Genomic DNA, 17,907 nt, shown 5'->3' on the forward strand with positions numbered 1-17,907 from the left:
TGATTACGTTTTGCTTGTTCAGTTTTCAAGGTTCATTTGTTCGTCACATTTAAGTGACTTTCTATACTTTAACATGTTGTTAACTCTATGTCAACCACTTATGTTAGTATTTTTAATGTTGTTATTTGTTTCGTAACAACGTTTATAAATATATCACCTTAATATTAAGTTTGCAAGAGAATTATTAAAGTAAAACTATTCTAATTAATTAACAAAGAGTTTCTTCTATAATATATAAATAAACTTCACCAAATAAACTCCCTTATATGTTTCGATTGAAGAACGGCTCTTTAATCGATTATTTTAACTTCCTCTGATTTCCCACATTAATCACCCCCCTTTTCTCCTGTAGAAATTAATGCAGCTTACTTACCATTAAGATCTTCTTGATTTTTTCACTAGCGTTAAATATTCCAATAAGAAAAGCACCTGCAATTGTTAGTTTCGTTTTCTAACAATTGCAGATGCTTTTTATATTTCGATTTGTATATTTATAATTAGCGTACCCAGATAAAGTATGCAAGGAAGACAAAGAATAATCCGTACATCATAGGGTGAATTTCTTTTTTACGACCCGCTAAAAGCATTGTTATTGGATAGAATACAAAGCCTATTGCAATACCAGTAGCAATTGAGTAACCAAGAGGCATCATGATTACTGTAAAGAAAGCAGGTACTGCAATTTCAAATTTATCCCAATCTATTAAACGTAATGAAGATACCATCAGAACACCAACAATAACTAGAGCTGGCGCTGTTACGGCTGGAGTTACCACAGCTAGTAATGGTGAGAAGAATAACGCTATCAGGAATAGTATTGCAGTAACTACAGCAGAGAAACCTGAACGAGCACCTGCTGCTACACCAGAAGTTGACTCAACATATGCTGTAGTTGTTGATGTACCAAATAAGGAACCAATTGTTGTTGCAAGAGCATCAGCCATCAATGCGCGGCTTGCACGTGGTAATTTATTATCTTTTACTAATCCTGCTTGTGTCGCAACTGCCATTAAAGTACCCGCTGTATCAAAGAAATCTACAAACAAGAATGTTAACACAACAACTAAAAATTTAACGTTTAATAATGAACCGAAGTCATGGAAAATCGGATCTAAAGCTACCATAAATGTAGAATCCACACTTGGAATTGCTGAAACAACTGCTGTAGGAGGCTCAATCACACCTGTAATCATACCAACAATAGCTGTTATAACCATCCCTAAGAAAATACCAATACTACGTAGTTTAATAATTAGAATAATTGAAAGGACAATCCCGAATACAGCTAGTAAAGTTGAACCAGTAAATGTTCCTAAAGTTACCAATGTAGCTGGGCTATCTGTTATAATGCCCGCTCCTTGTAAACCAACAAATGTAATAAATAAACCAATACCTGCTGAAACTGCATATTTAAGTTGTACCGGAATAGCATTAATTACTGTTTCACGAATACCTGTTAACGAAAGAATGATAAAGATAACACCTGAGAAGAAAACACCTGTTAAACCAGTCTGCCAAGGAATACCGTACGCTCCAACTACAGTAAAGGCAAAGAATGCATTTAGGCCCATACCTGGGGCAAGTGAAATTGGGAATTTAGCGAATATACCCATAATCAGAGAACCTACTGTAGCTGCTAATGCTGTAGCTACGAATACAGCACCTTTATCCATTCCTGCATTTTCTAACATACCAGGGTTAACAGCTAAAATGTAAGCCATAGCAAGGAATGTAGTAATACCACCTATTATTTCGCGGCGATAATTAGTTCCTAATTCATCGAACATGAAATACTTTTTCATTTTAAAGAAATCCTCCGTATGGTCGTCTTCAATATCGAAAACAAAAAAAACACGCTGACTACTCTACTAGTCGCATGTCTACGATACATTTCATCACCGGTTATTGTGTGAAATTAATTAGTGTCTATACATTGGTATATATAACTAAAATCGTAGTCAAGTTATTTACGGTAACTTGGTAGAAACTCACGGGCCTTATCCCCGACATTATACGACGACATATTTAATTTACAATCGTAATATATCATTTCACTTTTTAGATTTCAACCCTATTTCCGAACATTTTTTATAAATGTTACACGAAAGTTCGTGTAAAATTCTTATTTAATATTCACATTTTAAGAAATCGTTGCATAAATAGGCCAGGACTGAACGTTCTATCGATAGTTACAAAATAAAAAATCCCCTAGAACTCATTCGATTTCTAGAGGATTTTAATACAGCAATTGCGGGAGAGCTCCCTTGATATCGTCATATGCTTAATTCATCACTTTACTTTGCAAGAGCTGAATTCTTTTTTCTAATTTTTGTTTCCAATCTTCTGCTAATGCATCAACCGCCTGAATACGTTTCATCGCAAGTGCATCTTTATTTTTAAAGTACACTTCGTTGCAATGTAAAACTGAAATACGCGCAGGGTGCTTTTCCACTAATTCAATTTTTGAATCAGCACAGATTGTCCCTTCTTCCAGTACACGAGCAAGGAAGCCCGTATATCCTGTTTCAATTAAACGTTTGAGTAATATGTTCACCTCAGTATATTTATCAATCGTACTACAAGGTACACGTCCTTGGGTAACTTGGATGACAGCATCACCTATTTTATAAATATCGCCAATACAAATATCCGCTTCCAGCATATTCGTTACCGTTAAGTTTTCACCGAATGCTGCTGTCGGCAACGGTTTACCAAGTTCCCGTTCCCATTGTATGTAATGCTCCGCAGGATATAAACAAACGGCACGGTCTGGACCACCGTGATGTTTCTTATCTGCTACATCGTCCCCCTCAAATCCACGAGCGGACAAATAAACTTCTTGTACTTTTCGTTTTTCAATCCCTGTAATCATCGAGCGCCCATTACTATAATGCAATTCTTTCGGCATACCAATAGCAAGTGTGTGAATCATCGCTATATCTATTCCCATCTTATTCCTCCCTAAATTAAACAGCGACATAGAGTCTTATTTACATTTATTACTTTACTATACCTAACGATTCATCGTATAACTTTTTCCAATGACTAGCTATCAGAAAGCATTCGAAATATAAACTTTTGTACGTGCCTTATTACTCTCTTTTTTTATTATTTCGTCTATGTAATACTCTTTAAGCCAAACTTCTAAATTCCTTTTTTCTTCTGGACACATATGTGACATAGTTACCTGTAGTTCTTCAATAACTTCTTTAGCAGTCTTTAGATTCATTTTAAACACACCCTTTCTACAATATTCATAATATTCTATTTACATTTTTATAACAATGTCCAATTTTTACCTTTCAGGACATTCTTATAAAATACATGAGGCAACCCACCAACTACTGAAGGGCACTGAAAAACTAAAGAAAGTCATTTTTTATATTATAAATCTGTCTTTTGTTGGATTATAGTCGCACTTTATTTAAAGGTGACATTATTAGTCCTATTTGTTATATGGTTTCTTTCTTAATCCTCGCCCTTATCGTGGCTATACTATCGTTGATTGTAATTGCGTTCTCTTTACCTAACCCCTGAAAAGAGCGAATATATCGCTTAAATGAACGGTTCTAACACCTTCAATTTTAGTAATGTTAGACTGTTCTTCTATGCAGTTCGCGAAGTATACTTCTTCCATTCCTGAACCTGTTAACTCATTTCAAAATCATCTATCAGTTCCGTAATTTTGACCATAAAAAAACTCTCTTTTATTTAGTTGCTAAAACTAAATAAAAGAGAGTTTGAATTTACATATAAATAGTTAGAAGTGATTTTACTAACTAAGAACACAAAAAACGTTGATATATCAACATTTAAAGTGTATCAATAACCTTGTATTTCACAAGGTCTATTCCCACTCAATAGTTGCAGGTGGCTTAGATGTAATATCGTACAGCACGCGGTTAACGTGTTTTACTTCGTTTACTAGGCGGACAGAGATTTTCTCTAATACATCCCAAGGAATGCGTGCCCAGTCAGAAGTCATACCGTCGATAGATGTTACCGCACGGATACCGATTGCATAGTCATACGTACGTGCATCGCCCATTACGCCAACTGAACGGATGTCCGGTAATACCGTGAAGTATTGCCAGATGTCGCGATCAAGACCAGCTTTTGCGATTTCCTCACGTAGGATGAAATCAGCTTCGCGTACGATTTCTAGTTTTTCTTCTGTTACTTCACCAAGTACACGGATTCCTAGACCAGGACCTGGGAATGGTTGACGCCAAACGATTTTTTCGTCAAGACCAAGCTCTAAACCTAATGCGCGCACTTCGTCTTTAAATAATGTGTTAAGTGGCTCAATTAATTTGAATTGCATGTCTTCTGGAAGACCACCAACGTTATGGTGTGATTTAATAGTTTGTGCAGTTGATGTTCCAGATTCAATGATATCTGTGTAAAGCGTACCTTGTGCTAGGAAATCCATTCCTTCAAGTTTAGCTGCTTCTTCATCGAATACGTAAATAAATTCGTTACCGATAATTTTACGTTTTTGCTCTGGATCAGAAACGCCCGCAAGTTTATCCATGAAACGTTGACGTGCATCAATTTTAATAAGATTCATGTCGAAGTCTTCTGTGAATGTTTTCATAACTTGCTCAACTTCACCTTTACGGTTTAAGTTGTGGTCAACGAACATACAAGTTAGTTGGTCACCAATTGCTTTATGAATTAGAACAGCAACAACTGATGAGTCTACACCGCCTGAAAGTGCACATAATACTTTTTTGTCGCCTACTGTTTCACGGATTTTTGCGATTTCAAGTTCAATGAAGTTTGCCATTGACCAATCGCCTTTTGCTCCACAAATGTCGAATACGAACTGACGTAATAAGTCGTTACCGTATACAGAGTGACGTACTTCTGGGTGGAATTGTACTGCATATAGTTGACGTTCTACATTTGCCATTGCAGAGATAGGGCAAGCAGCACTTGTTGCGATTACTTCAAAACCAGCAGGTACCTCTGTTACATGGTCACCGTGGCTCATCCAAACGATTTGTTCAGTTGGTAAGTCACCGAATAACTTGTTTGAAGCTGTTACTTTAATTTCTGCTTTACCATATTCACGTGTTTCAGCACCTTCAACTTTACCGCCTTGAGTATGTGCCATTAATTGCATACCATAGCAAATACCTAGAATTGGTAAGCCTAATTCAAAAATAGCTGGGTCTACATGGAATGCATTCTCGTCATAAACTGAGTTTGGACCACCTGAAAAGATAATACCTGATGCGTTCATATTTTTAATTTCTTCTGCTGTAATCGTATGAGGATGTAACTCACTAAAAACACCAAATTCACGGATACGACGCGTAATCAATTGGTTAAATTGGCTACCAAAATCAAGAACGACGATTTTTTCTTGCTCTAATACAGGGCTAGCTGACAATATTTCCACCTCTTCTACTATTTTTAAAGGACTTTTCATATGTTCAAAGAAAAACGCGTATGAAAGTAAAAACTTCCTACGCGTTCATAAGCTCTTGATTTATAAAGGCGAATGCGTAGCAAAGAAAAGTGATTTACTAACCTTCTCACCTAACCAAAACATCCACCTTCATAGAGAAATCATTTATGGTGATCTCGTAGAAACATCCGAACCTTATTATCGAACTTATATGAAAGCAATCCTAATCATATATAATTTTTTTCATTTTACTCTTTGTACCCATCAAAATCAACTGATAGTGCGATTGATTAAATTTTCCCAACTTTCTTTCAGTTTCACAAGATCAACCTCTTGTTTATCCTTGCCATAAATATGTTGTTCATACACAGCGGTCAGTTTCTGCATCGCTCCTGTCTCTAACGCTTCATCAACTCGCTCAGCAAATGCACGTAATGTTTCGCCATCTTTCCGGCGTAAGCCAATACGAGATAATTGCTTCGTTAAAACCTGGTATGAAGCATCAAAATTTGTCCAGTCCGCTTCTTTTTTACGAAATGCTCGTACTTGCATTTTAGGTATCCACGTTTTACGTTGCATAAACAAAGCAATGCCACCGAGGATCATCAAAATGCCTAGAGCGATCCATACATAAGTAAACTTTTTCATCCATGTCCAACCTAAATCAAAACTATACGACGTTGAGCTAGATGTTTCTTTCTTCGGCTCTTGCTCTTCTTTCTTTGGTTGCTCTTGTTTTTTTTCTGGCTGCAGTTCTTGCTCCTGCTGAGGAGTATCTTGCTCAATATCATAATCAATATTCTCATTCCCTGCGAATCCAATTGTCGGTTCAAACTCCATCCAGCCTGTTCCAGGTACATATGCTTCGACCCATGAGTGTGCATTATCATTTGTAATTTGATACTCCTGTAAACCATTTGTTATTTGACCAGGCTCGCCAGGTGCAAAGCCTTTCACCCAACGTGCTGGTATCCCTGCCGAACGTAGGAGGACAACCATTGATGTTGAGAAATTATCACAGTAGCCAACTTTAGTATCAAATAAAAACTGGTCAGCATAATCTTGACCCTCAGCCGGAATTGCTACTTCTTTTTTATCGTATCTAAAGCCATGAGATGAAAAATATTTTTCGACTGCTTTTATTTGATCATAAACCGAAGCTTTATCCTTTGTAATGTCATTCGCTAAATCTACTACACGTTGCGGAAGGGTATTTGGCAATTGTAAAAAACGATTAAAGGACGTATCTAATTTTTCTAATGAGGATGGTTCAGACATTTGAAGCTGCTTCATGCTATATTCTGCCTCACTATAAGAAATAGTATAGTTAGACAATAATTTTGATTCACCATTCTGTTGTTCTATTGCTATCTTTTCAGTGCGCTCATCCTGAATAAACAGTGGTGAATCTTGGGCAGAAACAGATATCATGCCATACGTTTGCAATAAAAATGGCATTGGAGAAGCAATGTCTATTTGAATTTGACGTTCTTTTTCAGGAGATCCAACTTGTAACGAAGTTTGGATAGGGGTATTGGTTTGGTAGACATTTTTGCCAAAGTTCCCCTCCGAAAGAATCCAGCCCTTCGAAGTATAAGTATCCTTTGTATCTATACGCCAATAATGGCGATCACGGGAAGTTGCAGTAAAAATTAGTGTATTATCACCTTGAAACGGTCCTCCTAATCGGCTATCATCCTCGCTGTAACCTACTTTTTTTGCACCTGTTCCAAAGTTCCCTTGCCCTGCAACCCCTTTAATAAATGGCACTGGATCAGCCCAGATCGACCCTGTCTTAGGTAAAAAGAATGCCACTGAACTAACAAGCATTACCGAAACGATCATCGGAATAGCCAGTTTCCACTTTCCTATTTCATTGCTCGGTGCATCTGTTTGAAGCCATAGGCGCTTAACAAAAAGCAAACCTGTCATTATTAATCCAAGCACAATAACTTTAACAATTGCTACCTTTCCATCATAGTCACTAAACGTATCTAGTGTAGCAATAAAGAATACGGTTAACGCGAAGAAATAGATTATATTTTTCCGCACCGTTATCCAGTGATGAATTAGGTATATTAACATCCAAATCAACACAAGGAATAGCACCGTTCTAAATGAATCCGATACTTGTCCAAAATCTCCCGAAAGAATTTTAGTCATATTCCATTTCAATTCATGCATTAGAAATGGTAATGTCTGTCCTGATATAAAGGGACTTTCACTATAAACAAACACTATAAACCAAGTAATATAACCAAATTTCACTAATCCCGACAACAATGGATGTATTTGAAATAAGCTGAGTACCAATGATAGACCGATAAACACTAAAAACAAATGATTCAAGCTTGTATTTGTTAGCTCCATTACAGGAATAAGCCACTCACGTAAAATTAGAAAAATTATTACGTATGCTATTGTTAATTCTATAAAATCTCCTTGTGATTTTTTCACGGCTTCATCACCTCCGTGAACAGATGGTAATAATCTGTTGGATTTACATATACAACTCGAATTTGCTTATAACGCTTAGCCAGCTCCGTTTGCACAGGTGGCCGCTCCGCTACTACAAAACAAATACAGCTTTTCACCATATTGGCTAGCGAATGAAGTAGTTCATCTGATACTTCACTCGTAACATACAGTAATGTTGCGATATGCTTAAACACTTGCTGATCTCGTAATTGAAATTTGACAGCTTCAGCCGGTTTTATTGCAGCTAAATGATACATTACTTGATCTAGCTGCTTATTACCTTGGATATTAGTAAACACATTCGTTTTAGAACCAGCTGAAACAAATGAAATATCTCCACGTTCTCCGACAATTGTTTGTAGCATCGATGCTACAAGCTCAATTTTTTCTTCAAATAACGGAGACTTTCCGGCATGGAGTACCAACATTAACTCTTGTGATTGACGATCTTCAAATACCTTAGATTGCAACGTTTGTGTTTTCGCAAATGATTTCCAGTGAATCCATGAAAAACGGTCACCTGGAACATACTCACGTAAGCCAACAGCCATTGATGTATCCTTCACAATCGAATAAGGAGACATCATTGTACCAACATCAAATTTTGTTTGAAGCGCGGCATACCTCATCTCGCGTACTCTCGGGTAAACTAAAATGACTTGTTCCTTTTCTGCCGCAACTCGCTTTTTTGCCCAGCCAAAAAAATCACAGAAAACAATATTAACACCTAAGTAACGATGCTCGCCACGGGACATATTTTCCAACACGTAATCCCAGCTAAATTTTTTCCTGAAGCCAACGAACTTAACGGTATTCGTTCCTTGGACCCTCGATTGAACAAGGGCTTCACTGTTCACAAGTTCCTCCATCATCATATAAGCAAACGGAAAGCGTGTTTTTCGTTCTACCGTAACTGTAACCTTAGCAGATTGTCCACACTCAACATGAGATGGCTCAATTTTGCGTTCCACTAGTAAAATATCTTCTTTCACCAGTAAGAAAATAACTGCGTATAATAAAAACGGACTAACCGTAAAAAACACAAACCAACTAACAAACCCACCTTGGAACATGGCATAACAAAACGTTATGATCATTAACAAAGATACTAATAAGAAATGTTTACTTTTCTCTATTAAAGCTTGCCATTTCTTCATTGCTCTGCAAACCTCTTTGTCGGCACAGGTGTTTTCGCAATAATTCGCTCAATAATTTCCTCTGCCGTAACGTTATCGTAACGAGCTTCTGGTTTTAATACTAGGCGATGGCTAAAAACAAATGGTACTAAATATTGAACATCGTCAGGAGTAACGTAGCTACGCCCTTTTATAAATGCATAAGCTTGTGAAGCTTTCATTAAAGCAATCGTTGCGCGAGGACTTACACCTAAATATACATAGCTACTTTCCCTTGTTTGAGTCGCTAGTTCGACCATATAGTTTTTGACCGAATCTTTAACAAACACACCCTGTACAAGCTCCTGCAATTCATTTAATTGCGCAACTGTTAGCACCGCTTCAATTTTTTCAATTGGTTTACCATGTTCAGCGCGACGAAGAATTTCCACTTCTTGCCCTCTTGAAGGATAACCCATTTTTATTTTTAGTAAGAAACGATCTAGCTGTGCTTCTGGTAACGGATATGTTCCCTCATGCTCAATTGGATTTTGAGTGGCCATAACGAAAAATGGTTGATTGATTGTTAAAGTTTTACCATCAATTGTTACAGAAGCTTCCTCCATCCCTTCAAGTAAAGCAGATTGTGTTTTTGGAGACGTACGGTTAATTTCATCAGCTAAAATGATATCTCCCATGATCGGACCAGGTCGAAATTCAAATTCCAACGTTTTTGGATTATAGATAGATACCCCTACAACATCTGACGGTAATAAATCAGGTGTAAATTGAATCCTTTTAAACTGTGCATCAAAGGATTTAGCCAGTGCTCGCACCATCATTGTTTTTCCGACACCTGGTACGTCCTCTAACAAGACATGTCCCCTTGCCAGCAAAGCTACTATGCTGAGCTCCGCAACTTCTCTTTTGCCTATCATTACTTTTTCTATATTTTCTAATACAACTTGTATTTGTGAATTCATAAATCAAAAAACCTCCTACTTCATTTACAGCAATTGTTCGAATTGCATGATAACTCCTTTAAGAATAACGAAATATGTTTTGTAACACAATTATATGAAACGTCCCTCTATTGCTTTATTCCTATAGTTCGAGCACTTAGCAAGAAAAGTAGTAACACTTCAGCATGAAAAAGAAGGCTTGCTTGAATACAATTCAAACAAACCTATCTTTTAGTATAACGCCATTACCTCTCAGAATGTTACAGATTTAATTTTTTTAACCATAAATTCTCTAATGAAGATGAATTTTCTTGTAAAAGTATTTCCTCTAATTCACCAGAAATAAGTATGTTTCCTTCATGTAAAACTAACACATCGTCCGCTACTTCCTCCGCAAAAGCCAGTAAGTGCGTAGAAAATATGACAGTACAGCCCCTTGCTTTTTCCTCTAGCATCATTTTTTTCAGCTCTGCAATCCAAAAAGGATCTAGACCATTCGTAGGCTCATCTAAAATAAGCAAAGAGCCCTCACCGAGTAAACTTTGAGCCAGATTCAACCGTTGACGCATCCCTTTTGAGAAATGCTTCACTTTTTGCTTTCGAACATCCCATAAAGCAACGCGTCTCAGTACATCTTCCTGTTCCTTTTTGCCAATTTGCTTTAAAGAGGCAAGTAGCTGCAAAATTTCTGCTGCTGTTAACATAGACGGGAAGTCCACATCGTCAGGCATGTACCGAATAGCTTGTGGTTTATGCCATATTATTTCTCCTGATTTTTGCTTTTCTTGCCCAGTTAGCAGGCGAATTAAAGTACTCTTTCCAGCACCATTTCCTCCTACAAGCGCTAAAATACGCCCAGCCTGTAAAGAAAAGGAGGCTTCTTGAAGACCTCTATTATTATCATAGATATTCGATAACTTCTTTGTTTCTAATAGCATCATCTTCTTTCCCCTTTCTTTAAAAGTAAGCTAGTGTAAGATAATGGAAACACTATCCAAAGTAGTGTCACAGCTACGTATACTGCGTAACCTAGTGGCGATGAATAAAACTGTGTTACTTTATAAAATGCTGGTCCAAGCACACTAGCTTGATCTGTAAAAATAAAGTAACCAAAGCGCAGCCACTCCACAGGATTAATATGTATCGCTATAATCGTCAGCTTTTGAAGAATATGTCCCGCCACGACAGTTCCGATTGCCATTAAAGCATAAGAGATTAACAATAAAAAAATGGACCAAAATACAAGTGATAACGATAGTGCAAATAATCTTGTTTTTGCAAATGCTCCTACTGCAATGGCCAATGACACAAAGATGAAGATACATAGCAAAGTTAAAATAATGAAAATAAATGGTAAACGCACTCCACCAAGAAATCCACCAAGCGCTAAAATCACTCCAAACGCCACAACAACGACCAATAAAAAGGCAAGTACGGAGGCTATATACTTTCCTGCAATATATTGCGTACGTGTCATCGGATATGTCTTTAATAATGAAAACCAGCCTGATTCCACATCACCAGCGATACTCATACTACCGATTGTTAATATAAACAAAGGCAATAAAAACAACAATACATTTAAAAACGAGGCGGTCTGTCTTGTAAAACCATCTACATCAGGTAATGCCATTTGCTGAATGACAACGATAGCTGTAAAAACAAATGTGAAAAGTATGCCTACAAGTTGCATCCAACGACTTCTAAGCATTTGCTTTAATTCTAGTTTAATAAGCATGCTATACATCACTTATGGATCCCCCATTTAAAATCGTGTAAATCCTTATAGGCAAGTAGCTGACCTTCACCCTCTGTAGTCATCCACTCCTGTGCCGCTTCCTTTGAATCGAGCGCAACTACCCCATAATTCATCGGAGTCCAATAATCCTTGTTGTATACATAAACAGCTTTAAAAACATCAATCCATTCATTTTTTGCTGCATCTTTAATATAAGCCGCCCCTATCTCATCTTCTCCATTTGCTTTTATATATTCCATCAGACAGCCAATGTCATCAAAAATTTCATAATCACCATTCTTCAACGCAATTTGACCAGCATATGCATTGTGAACTATACTCATATTGCAAATTTTACAAACATCGGTTTCACTAATTATGTCACGAGGCTCATATGTTTTTTCACTACAGCCCATCAAAACACCACAACATAGCATTACAATCATTATCCATTTTTTCATTCTGTTATTCCTCTTTTCCATAGCCATAAACTACTTAATGTCAAGAATAAGCCCAATAGCATTTGCACCACATTCATCTTGTTCTTCTCGTTCTCATGCTTCATCGCCAATTTAGGAGTATTATCAACAAGCATGTTCTTTTCAATTTTATTGATTTGCTGATCCAGCGATGTCAGTAAAATGACGCTAGGAGATGCCACGAAATATTGGTAAACTGGCTGGCGTACCATCCATTGACCAAAGCTTGACACAGCTACATACGGAATATCACCGATACCATTATCTTTTAAGTCAATCCCTGAGTAATCATCATAATAATTACTTACTAGTTGAAAGCCTTGCTTATCGGAGCGCGCAGTTAAAATGTTACCCGTAAAGTTATTTCTACTAGCCATTGTGTCGTCACTTACCTTTGTACCTTCGATGGCTGTTTGGTTCATCTGAAAATCATTTGTTTCAATTTGGATATTTGCACTTTTCTGCATTGCAACACCAGTTCGGTTATTTTTGATCGTGTTATGTTTAATTTTGGCTTGCTGCACATCATACAGCAGCATACCGTAGCCATTAAAATCAAAATGATTAGCTACTATATTATTTTCAAGGAATATATTTGTTGTCATCATAATCATAAGGCCAGTCACATTCTGATCATATGTATTAAAAAGTGCTTCAGCATCACTTGTATACATAAAATGCGTACCATAACGGCCACTCGTCACCTTATTACGCTGAACAACAATATGCTTGACCTCTTCTATATAAATTCCATCCTGCACTTGCTCAATAGTATTGCCTTCGATAGTGATGTCTTCACCCTTAAAAACAGCCACCCCATTACCTTTTTGGGAATAATGACCCTCGATACCAGTCACATTGATATCATGTATGTGTACATTTTTGGAACTTTGTATATGGACACCTGTATGAACATCTTTAATTTGTAACTTACGTAGCTCAAGCCCATCTACAGTACTAGCAACAATCGCCTTATTTTTCCCTGATAACGTTATATTTTCCACAGTGACATTAGCTGTGTTTTCAATTCGGAGTGTGGGGTTGTCTCTTTCACCGATAAGTTCCGTTCCCTCTTCACCTTGTAGCGTTATCGGTTTTGTCACAATAAAATTACCTTGGTAACGACCAGCAGGAATATGAACGACCTTCCCTGGCTTTGCTACATTAATGGCTTCCTGTACATCAAAATCGGCGTGCACTGTCTGACTCATAAATAGAAAAAATAATAAGGTAAACCCTATTTTTTTCACCAATCCTTACCTCCCAGTTCAACACGAAAAGACTAGAGGATTCCCCCTAGTCCCTTCGATTAATGACCATGACCATCAGGTTTCTTTTCTTCCATATGCATAGAATCAGATTCACCTTTGGCTTCTTTTTCAGCTTTTTCTTTCATTTTCTTATTACGTCGCTCTAACGCATCATCTTTAATTTTTTGTAATTCCTCTACATGTGCAGTTGGATTTTCAGCTATATATTTGTCTGCATCAGTTTTATCGTTGAAATAAATATATCCCCAATTCATGGGAGATTTTAGGTCTGTCTTGACGATAGTTGCATCATCAACCTTTACCCAATCTTTTGTGATAAAATCACGTACAAATTTTTCGTTCTTTTCATGATTAGCAACCTCGGCATTTACTAAACAGCCTATGTCGTCATAAAAGGCAACTGTTCCATCCTCTTTTATTGCTTGAGTAGAGAATTCACCCATATCTTCGTCCTTCATATACACTTTCATATTACACATTTCACACATTGTACCTTCTTTTGGCTCTTGTAAACGTGGATCCGCTAAAGAAGCGACCTGTGTTGATTTATCCTTTGCTTCTGCTTCATTTGCTGCGACATCTTGCTTCGATTCCTCTTTCTTAACTTGCGCTTTTTCTGTACCACAAGCCGCGAGTAAAAGTAATACTGCTAGTACAGGTAACCATAATTTTTTCACAATTGCTTCCCCCAATTTCTTTTCTTCTATTGCTATTAATTACTTTACAGGTAAGTTGTGAAATAAGTTAAAAATAGCTGTGAAGTATTGGAAAAATTTACTTGAATATTCATTGAACATCTTGAATTCAAATATTTTGAATAAAAAATATATTATTTCCATTTTTTACACCTTGTATTGAAAGTAATTAAGGTGTACCTGACCTGTTGGCGAAATTTCGTTTTATTACTAAAAATTAGAGTGACTTGCCGAAAGTGGTCGATTGGAGTGGAGACCGGCGACTCCTCGGGGATTAGCGATAACGGAAATCACCCCCTCGTTTTGGCGAAGAACTATTAATATGCTGGAACTTAAAGTGTCACAACATTTTTTTCAACACAAATAAAAAACTCACTACATCCAAAATGATGTAGTGAGTTTGATTTACGATGTTATATAGAAGAACGGTAACTATTGAGAAGCTTCTTTTGTTTGCTGACAAGACTTAACTTAACGGCAGTTTCATTTAATTCATTGCGTATTTGCAAATCATAAGCACTGTCCACATAACTAGCCGCTATTTTATTTGGACGTTGCTGCTGTATTTGTCTAGTTTTACTGATATGCTTTTTATCTTTATTCTTTTGCAGACTATTTTTAAACTGTTGCTTCGGATTTTGTCCGAAATTATGACTTAAATCCCCAGCATGTAAATACTGTTGTTCGTTACGAAATATACTACTAGTCGTCGAACTTACTCTAGAAGTCCTCATAAATAATTACCCTCCTTTACTTTTTATCAACTCTATAGGTATATATATCGACATTATATGCTTGAACTTAATAATACAGAACCAAATTAATCAATTATGCCTTGGCATAATTGCGTCCGGAATCGGCCGGAGGCTTTAACTTCTTTCAGCAAATGTTTTTTGTACCGAAAGCGTAGCGACAGGGACATATGTTGGGACACCCGTTGAAAAGTGACTTAAACTCTCATTCATATCACCACCTATAAAGGTTGGAGGCTTTTGCTGAAAGAAGTTAAAAAAGAGAGAAAAGAGCTATAAGAAAAAGTATTTTTCACTTTTTCTTATAACTCTTTTCCCAACTATTACTCATCATCATAGCATGGGGTTGATTTCCGTTCCGGCTAGGCGCTTTCCTGGAGTCGCCCAGACGGAACGGAAATCAACTTATATACAAAAGGATATTTATTAATAAATACCCTTTATCTTTAATTAAATATTACTTCCAAAAATCATCAAATATAGTAATTGGCATATGACGTTTGTGCTGTGAACGTAAATAATACCCTTCTAATGTTTTACGAGCATCTTCAGGGATTTCCTTACCCTCTAAATAATCATCAATTTGGTCATACGTTAAACCTAGAGCTACTTCATCTGGTAATGAAGGACGATCTTCCTCTAAATCTGCAGTTGGTATTTTTAAATATAAGTGCTCCGGGCAATCAAGCGCAGCTAACATCTGCTTACCCTGACGCTTGTTGAGACGGAAGATTGGCATTAAATCCGCACCACCATCCCCAAATTTTGTGTAAAAACCTGTAATTGCTTCCGCAGCATGATCGGTCCCTAACACAACAGCATTATTCATAGCAGCAATAGAATACTGCACCTTCATTCGCTCACGTGCCTTTTCATTTCCTTTAGCAAAATCGCTTAGTTCAATACCCGCATTCGTTAGGGCTCTAACACTTGCATCTACTGCATCTTTAATGTTGACCGTATTAGTTTTCGTAGGATTTATATAGTTAATCGCATCCTGACAGTCCTTTTCATCTGCTTGCACACCATATGGTAATCGAACTGCCCAAAACGTGTACTTCGCTTCTCCTGCCTCAGCATTTAATTCGTCAACCGCAAGCTGCGTTAATTTCCCAGTTAGCGTGGAGTCTTGACCACCTGATATTCCGAGAACAAATCCCTTTACAAAGCTATAACGACGTGCATATTCCTTTAAAAAATCAATAGACTTGCGAATCTCTTCCTGCGCATCAATAGTAGGCAATACACGTAATTCCTTAATGATTTCTTGCTGTAATGTCATTTTGTCCTTCACTCCTTACGCTTTACAATCGATTGACCATTTCACTTACTTCTTCAATATTACGCATTTTATTATCCCAGCATTTTTGGCTTAAATCGACTGGGTATTCCTCAGGATTCATGGCACGTTTATATTCATCCCATAACAACTCTAAATTATTAGCTGCATAATCCCGCATTTCTTCCAAAGTAGGATTTTGATAATTTATTTCACCATTTTTAATTACATGATGATGTAAATTCTTAGCTTCAAAGTTCGTTACAAATTTTGATACGAATGTATGAACAGGGTGGAACATTTTAATTTTTTTCTCTGATTGGGGATTTTCATCTTGCATCGTAATGTAATCCCCCTCCGCCTTGCCATTCTTTCTATCAATAATGCGATATACATTTTTAAGACCTGGCGTCGTTACCTTTTCAGCATTCGCTGAAATTTTAATCGTATCTTCTAATTGTCCATCGTTATTTTCAATGGAGACCATTTTATAAACAGCACCTAAAGCTGGTTGGTCATACGCAGTAATGAGCTTTGTACCAATTCCCCACACATCAACTTTTGCACCTTGAGCCTTTAAGTTTAAGATCGTGTATTCATCTAAGTCATTTGATACGATAATTTTAGCGTTCTGGAAGCCTGCCTCATCTAACATACGGCGTGCTTCTTTTGACAAGAAAGCTATATCCCCACTGTCTAGACGAATTCCAATAAAATTAATTTTGTCACCAAGCTCTTTAGCCACTTGTATCGCTGTTGGTACTCCCGATTTTAACGTATTGTAAGTGTCTACAAGGAATACGCAATCACGATGACGTTTTGCATAGGAGTGAAAAGCATCATAATCATTTTTATAGGCCTGTACAAGTGCATGTGCATGTGTACCTGATACTGGTATATTAAAGAGTTTACCTGCTCGCACATTACTAGTTGAAGCAAAACCACCAATAAACGCTGCACGCGTTCCCCAAATTGCTGCGTCCATCTCCTGAGCGCGTCGTGTACCGAACTCCATCGCCACTTCATTTTTAATAATTTGTTTAATACGGCTAGCCTTTGTTGCAATTAAGGTTTGGTAATTCACAATGTTAAGTAATGCGGTTTCAATTAGCTGTGCTTCCACTAACGGCGCTTCGATACGGATAATTGGTTCATTAGCGAAAACAGTTTCTCCTTCCACCATAGAGTACATATCCCCTGTAAAACGAATATTTTTTAAATACTCGATAAAATCCTCTTTATAACCAACCTCTTCACGTAAATACGCTATGTCCGAATCAGTGAAACGGAAATCACGTAAATACTCAAGAATTCTCTCTAATCCCGCAAAAATTGCATAACCATTGCCAAAAGGTAGTTTTCTAAAATATAATTCGAAAACTGCTTTTCTATTATGTATACCATCAGCCCAATATGATTCTGCCATATTGATTTGGTACAAGTCCGTGTGTAGCGCTAAGCTATCATCTGCATAGTTTGATCTCACAAGAAACCCCTTCTTCCGCTTTGATAATTAGTCCTAGTATACACTAAATACCCAAATTCTTGCGTATTACATCCTCCTACTTTAATGTTAGGTTTCCTTACATGAATTTTTAGAAAATTTTGAATTGTACACATTTTAGACACACTTTTTAGTACCGCTTTCATTCCCCTTTTAAAAACCTTTTCAGCAAACTATTACGAAAGACGAAATATTCCATGTAATAAAATATAACATGA

General features: G+C 37.0%; 15 protein-coding genes and 2 riboswitches. All 15 genes read right to left on the reverse strand.

The window, feature by feature from the left end:
• Positions 1 to 497 precede the first annotated feature (497 nt).
• The 15 genes from ACZ11_RS17290 to ACZ11_RS17355 all read right to left on the reverse strand — a co-directional run bounded on the left by ACZ11_RS17290 (position 498) and on the right by ACZ11_RS17355 (position 17,671).
• Entirely contained in the window at positions 498 to 1,802 is a 1,305-nt protein-coding gene (locus tag ACZ11_RS17290) for an NCS2 family permease (protein ID WP_049667788.1), read from the reverse strand.
• A gap of 133 nt (positions 1,803 to 1,935) precedes the next feature.
• A riboswitch (purine riboswitch) is annotated at positions 1,936 to 2,037 on the reverse strand.
• A gap of 244 nt (positions 2,038 to 2,281) precedes the next feature.
• Positions 2,282 to 2,950: an MOSC domain-containing protein gene (locus tag ACZ11_RS17295; RefSeq protein ID WP_049667789.1), complete on the reverse strand. Its 669-nt coding sequence runs from the start codon at positions 2,948 to 2,950 to the stop codon at positions 2,282 to 2,284.
• A gap of 102 nt (positions 2,951 to 3,052) precedes the next feature.
• Positions 3,053 to 3,229 carry a hypothetical protein gene (locus ACZ11_RS26400; RefSeq protein ID WP_161804477.1) on the reverse strand — a complete coding sequence of 59 codons (177 nt, stop codon included), beginning with the start codon at positions 3,227 to 3,229 and terminating at the stop codon, positions 3,053 to 3,055.
• A gap of 618 nt (positions 3,230 to 3,847) precedes the next feature.
• On the reverse strand, positions 3,848 to 5,398 hold the full coding sequence (guaA, locus tag ACZ11_RS17300) for a glutamine-hydrolyzing GMP synthase (protein WP_049667854.1): 1,551 nt from the start codon (positions 5,396 to 5,398) through the stop codon (positions 3,848 to 3,850).
• Between the two features lie 151 nt (positions 5,399 to 5,549).
• Positions 5,550 to 5,651: riboswitch (purine riboswitch) on the reverse strand.
• 35 nt (positions 5,652 to 5,686) lie between these two features.
• Positions 5,687 to 7,873 carry a transglutaminase TgpA family protein gene (locus ACZ11_RS17305; protein ID WP_049667790.1) on the reverse strand — a complete coding sequence of 729 codons (2,187 nt, stop codon included), beginning with the start codon at positions 7,871 to 7,873 and terminating at the stop codon, positions 5,687 to 5,689.
• A complete protein-coding gene (locus ACZ11_RS17310; RefSeq protein WP_049667791.1) occupies positions 7,870 to 9,051 on the reverse strand; it encodes a DUF58 domain-containing protein in 1,182 nt (393 codons plus the stop codon). Before ACZ11_RS17310 ends, ACZ11_RS17305 begins: the two co-directional genes overlap by 4 nt.
• Positions 9,048 to 9,992, reverse strand: coding sequence for an AAA family ATPase (locus ACZ11_RS17315; RefSeq protein WP_049667792.1), 945 nt, complete (start codon positions 9,990 to 9,992; stop codon positions 9,048 to 9,050). The genes ACZ11_RS17310 and ACZ11_RS17315 overlap by 4 nt, the downstream gene beginning before the upstream one ends.
• A 239-nt stretch (positions 9,993 to 10,231) precedes the next feature.
• Positions 10,232 to 10,912: an ABC transporter ATP-binding protein gene (locus ACZ11_RS17320; RefSeq protein ID WP_049667793.1), complete on the reverse strand. Its 681-nt coding sequence runs from the start codon at positions 10,910 to 10,912 to the stop codon at positions 10,232 to 10,234.
• Entirely contained in the window at positions 10,909 to 11,718 is an 810-nt protein-coding gene (locus ACZ11_RS17325) for an ABC transporter permease (RefSeq protein ID WP_236690902.1), read from the reverse strand. The genes ACZ11_RS17320 and ACZ11_RS17325 overlap by 4 nt, the downstream gene beginning before the upstream one ends.
• Entirely contained in the window at positions 11,718 to 12,170 is a 453-nt protein-coding gene (locus ACZ11_RS17330) for a nitrous oxide reductase accessory protein NosL (RefSeq protein ID WP_049667794.1), read from the reverse strand. The genes ACZ11_RS17325 and ACZ11_RS17330 overlap by 1 nt, the downstream gene beginning before the upstream one ends.
• Positions 12,167 to 13,438 carry a right-handed parallel beta-helix repeat-containing protein gene (locus ACZ11_RS17335; protein ID WP_236690901.1) on the reverse strand — a complete coding sequence of 424 codons (1,272 nt, stop codon included), beginning with the start codon at positions 13,436 to 13,438 and terminating at the stop codon, positions 12,167 to 12,169. Before ACZ11_RS17335 ends, ACZ11_RS17330 begins: the two co-directional genes overlap by 4 nt.
• Positions 13,439 to 13,497: 59 nt before the next feature.
• The gene (locus ACZ11_RS17340; RefSeq protein ID WP_049667856.1) at positions 13,498 to 14,136 is read right to left on the reverse strand and encodes a nitrous oxide reductase accessory protein NosL; all 639 of its coding nucleotides are present in this window, start codon (positions 14,134 to 14,136) and stop codon (positions 13,498 to 13,500) included.
• A gap of 431 nt (positions 14,137 to 14,567) precedes the next feature.
• Positions 14,568 to 14,888 carry a hypothetical protein gene (locus ACZ11_RS17345; protein ID WP_049667796.1) on the reverse strand — a complete coding sequence of 107 codons (321 nt, stop codon included), beginning with the start codon at positions 14,886 to 14,888 and terminating at the stop codon, positions 14,568 to 14,570.
• Positions 14,889 to 15,363: 475 nt separating this feature from the next.
• On the reverse strand, positions 15,364 to 16,188 hold the full coding sequence (nadE, locus tag ACZ11_RS17350) for an ammonia-dependent NAD(+) synthetase (RefSeq protein ID WP_049667797.1): 825 nt from the start codon (positions 16,186 to 16,188) through the stop codon (positions 15,364 to 15,366).
• A gap of 22 nt (positions 16,189 to 16,210) precedes the next feature.
• Positions 16,211 to 17,671 (reverse strand): nicotinate phosphoribosyltransferase, encoded by a 1,461-nt coding sequence (locus ACZ11_RS17355; RefSeq protein ID WP_082172835.1) that lies wholly within the window; start codon positions 17,669 to 17,671, stop codon positions 16,211 to 16,213.
• Positions 17,672 to 17,907: the final 236 nt, after the last annotated feature.

The organism is Lysinibacillus xylanilyticus (assembly GCF_001183605.1).
GTDB lineage: Bacteria > Bacillota > Bacilli > Bacillales_A > Planococcaceae > Lysinibacillus > Lysinibacillus xylanilyticus.

What these genes read in the sequence shown, in the direction of transcription:
- ACZ11_RS17290 (WP_049667788.1), bottom strand. Translation starts at nt 1,802, where the DNA reads ATGAAAAAGTATTTCATGTTCGATGAATTAGGAACTAATTATCGCCGC.
- ACZ11_RS17295 (WP_049667789.1), bottom strand. Translation starts at nt 2,950, where the DNA reads ATGGGAATAGATATAGCGATGATTCACACACTTGCTATTGGTATGCCG.
- ACZ11_RS26400 (WP_161804477.1), bottom strand. Translation starts at nt 3,229, where the DNA reads ATGAATCTAAAGACTGCTAAAGAAGTTATTGAAGAACTACAGGTAACT.
- ACZ11_RS17310 (WP_049667791.1), bottom strand. Translation starts at nt 9,051, where the DNA reads ATGAAGAAATGGCAAGCTTTAATAGAGAAAAGTAAACATTTCTTATTA.
- ACZ11_RS17315 (WP_049667792.1), bottom strand. Translation starts at nt 9,992, where the DNA reads ATGAATTCACAAATACAAGTTGTATTAGAAAATATAGAAAAAGTAATG.
- ACZ11_RS17320 (WP_049667793.1), bottom strand. Translation starts at nt 10,912, where the DNA reads ATGATGCTATTAGAAACAAAGAAGTTATCGAATATCTATGATAATAAT.
- ACZ11_RS17325 (WP_236690902.1), bottom strand. Translation starts at nt 11,718, where the DNA reads ATGTATAGCATGCTTATTAAACTAGAATTAAAGCAAATGCTTAGAAGT.
- ACZ11_RS17330 (WP_049667794.1), bottom strand. Translation starts at nt 12,170, where the DNA reads ATGAAAAAATGGATAATGATTGTAATGCTATGTTGTGGTGTTTTGATG.
- ACZ11_RS17345 (WP_049667796.1), bottom strand. Translation starts at nt 14,888, where the DNA reads ATGAGGACTTCTAGAGTAAGTTCGACGACTAGTAGTATATTTCGTAAC.
- nadE (WP_049667797.1), bottom strand. Translation starts at nt 16,188, where the DNA reads ATGACATTACAGCAAGAAATCATTAAGGAATTACGTGTATTGCCTACT.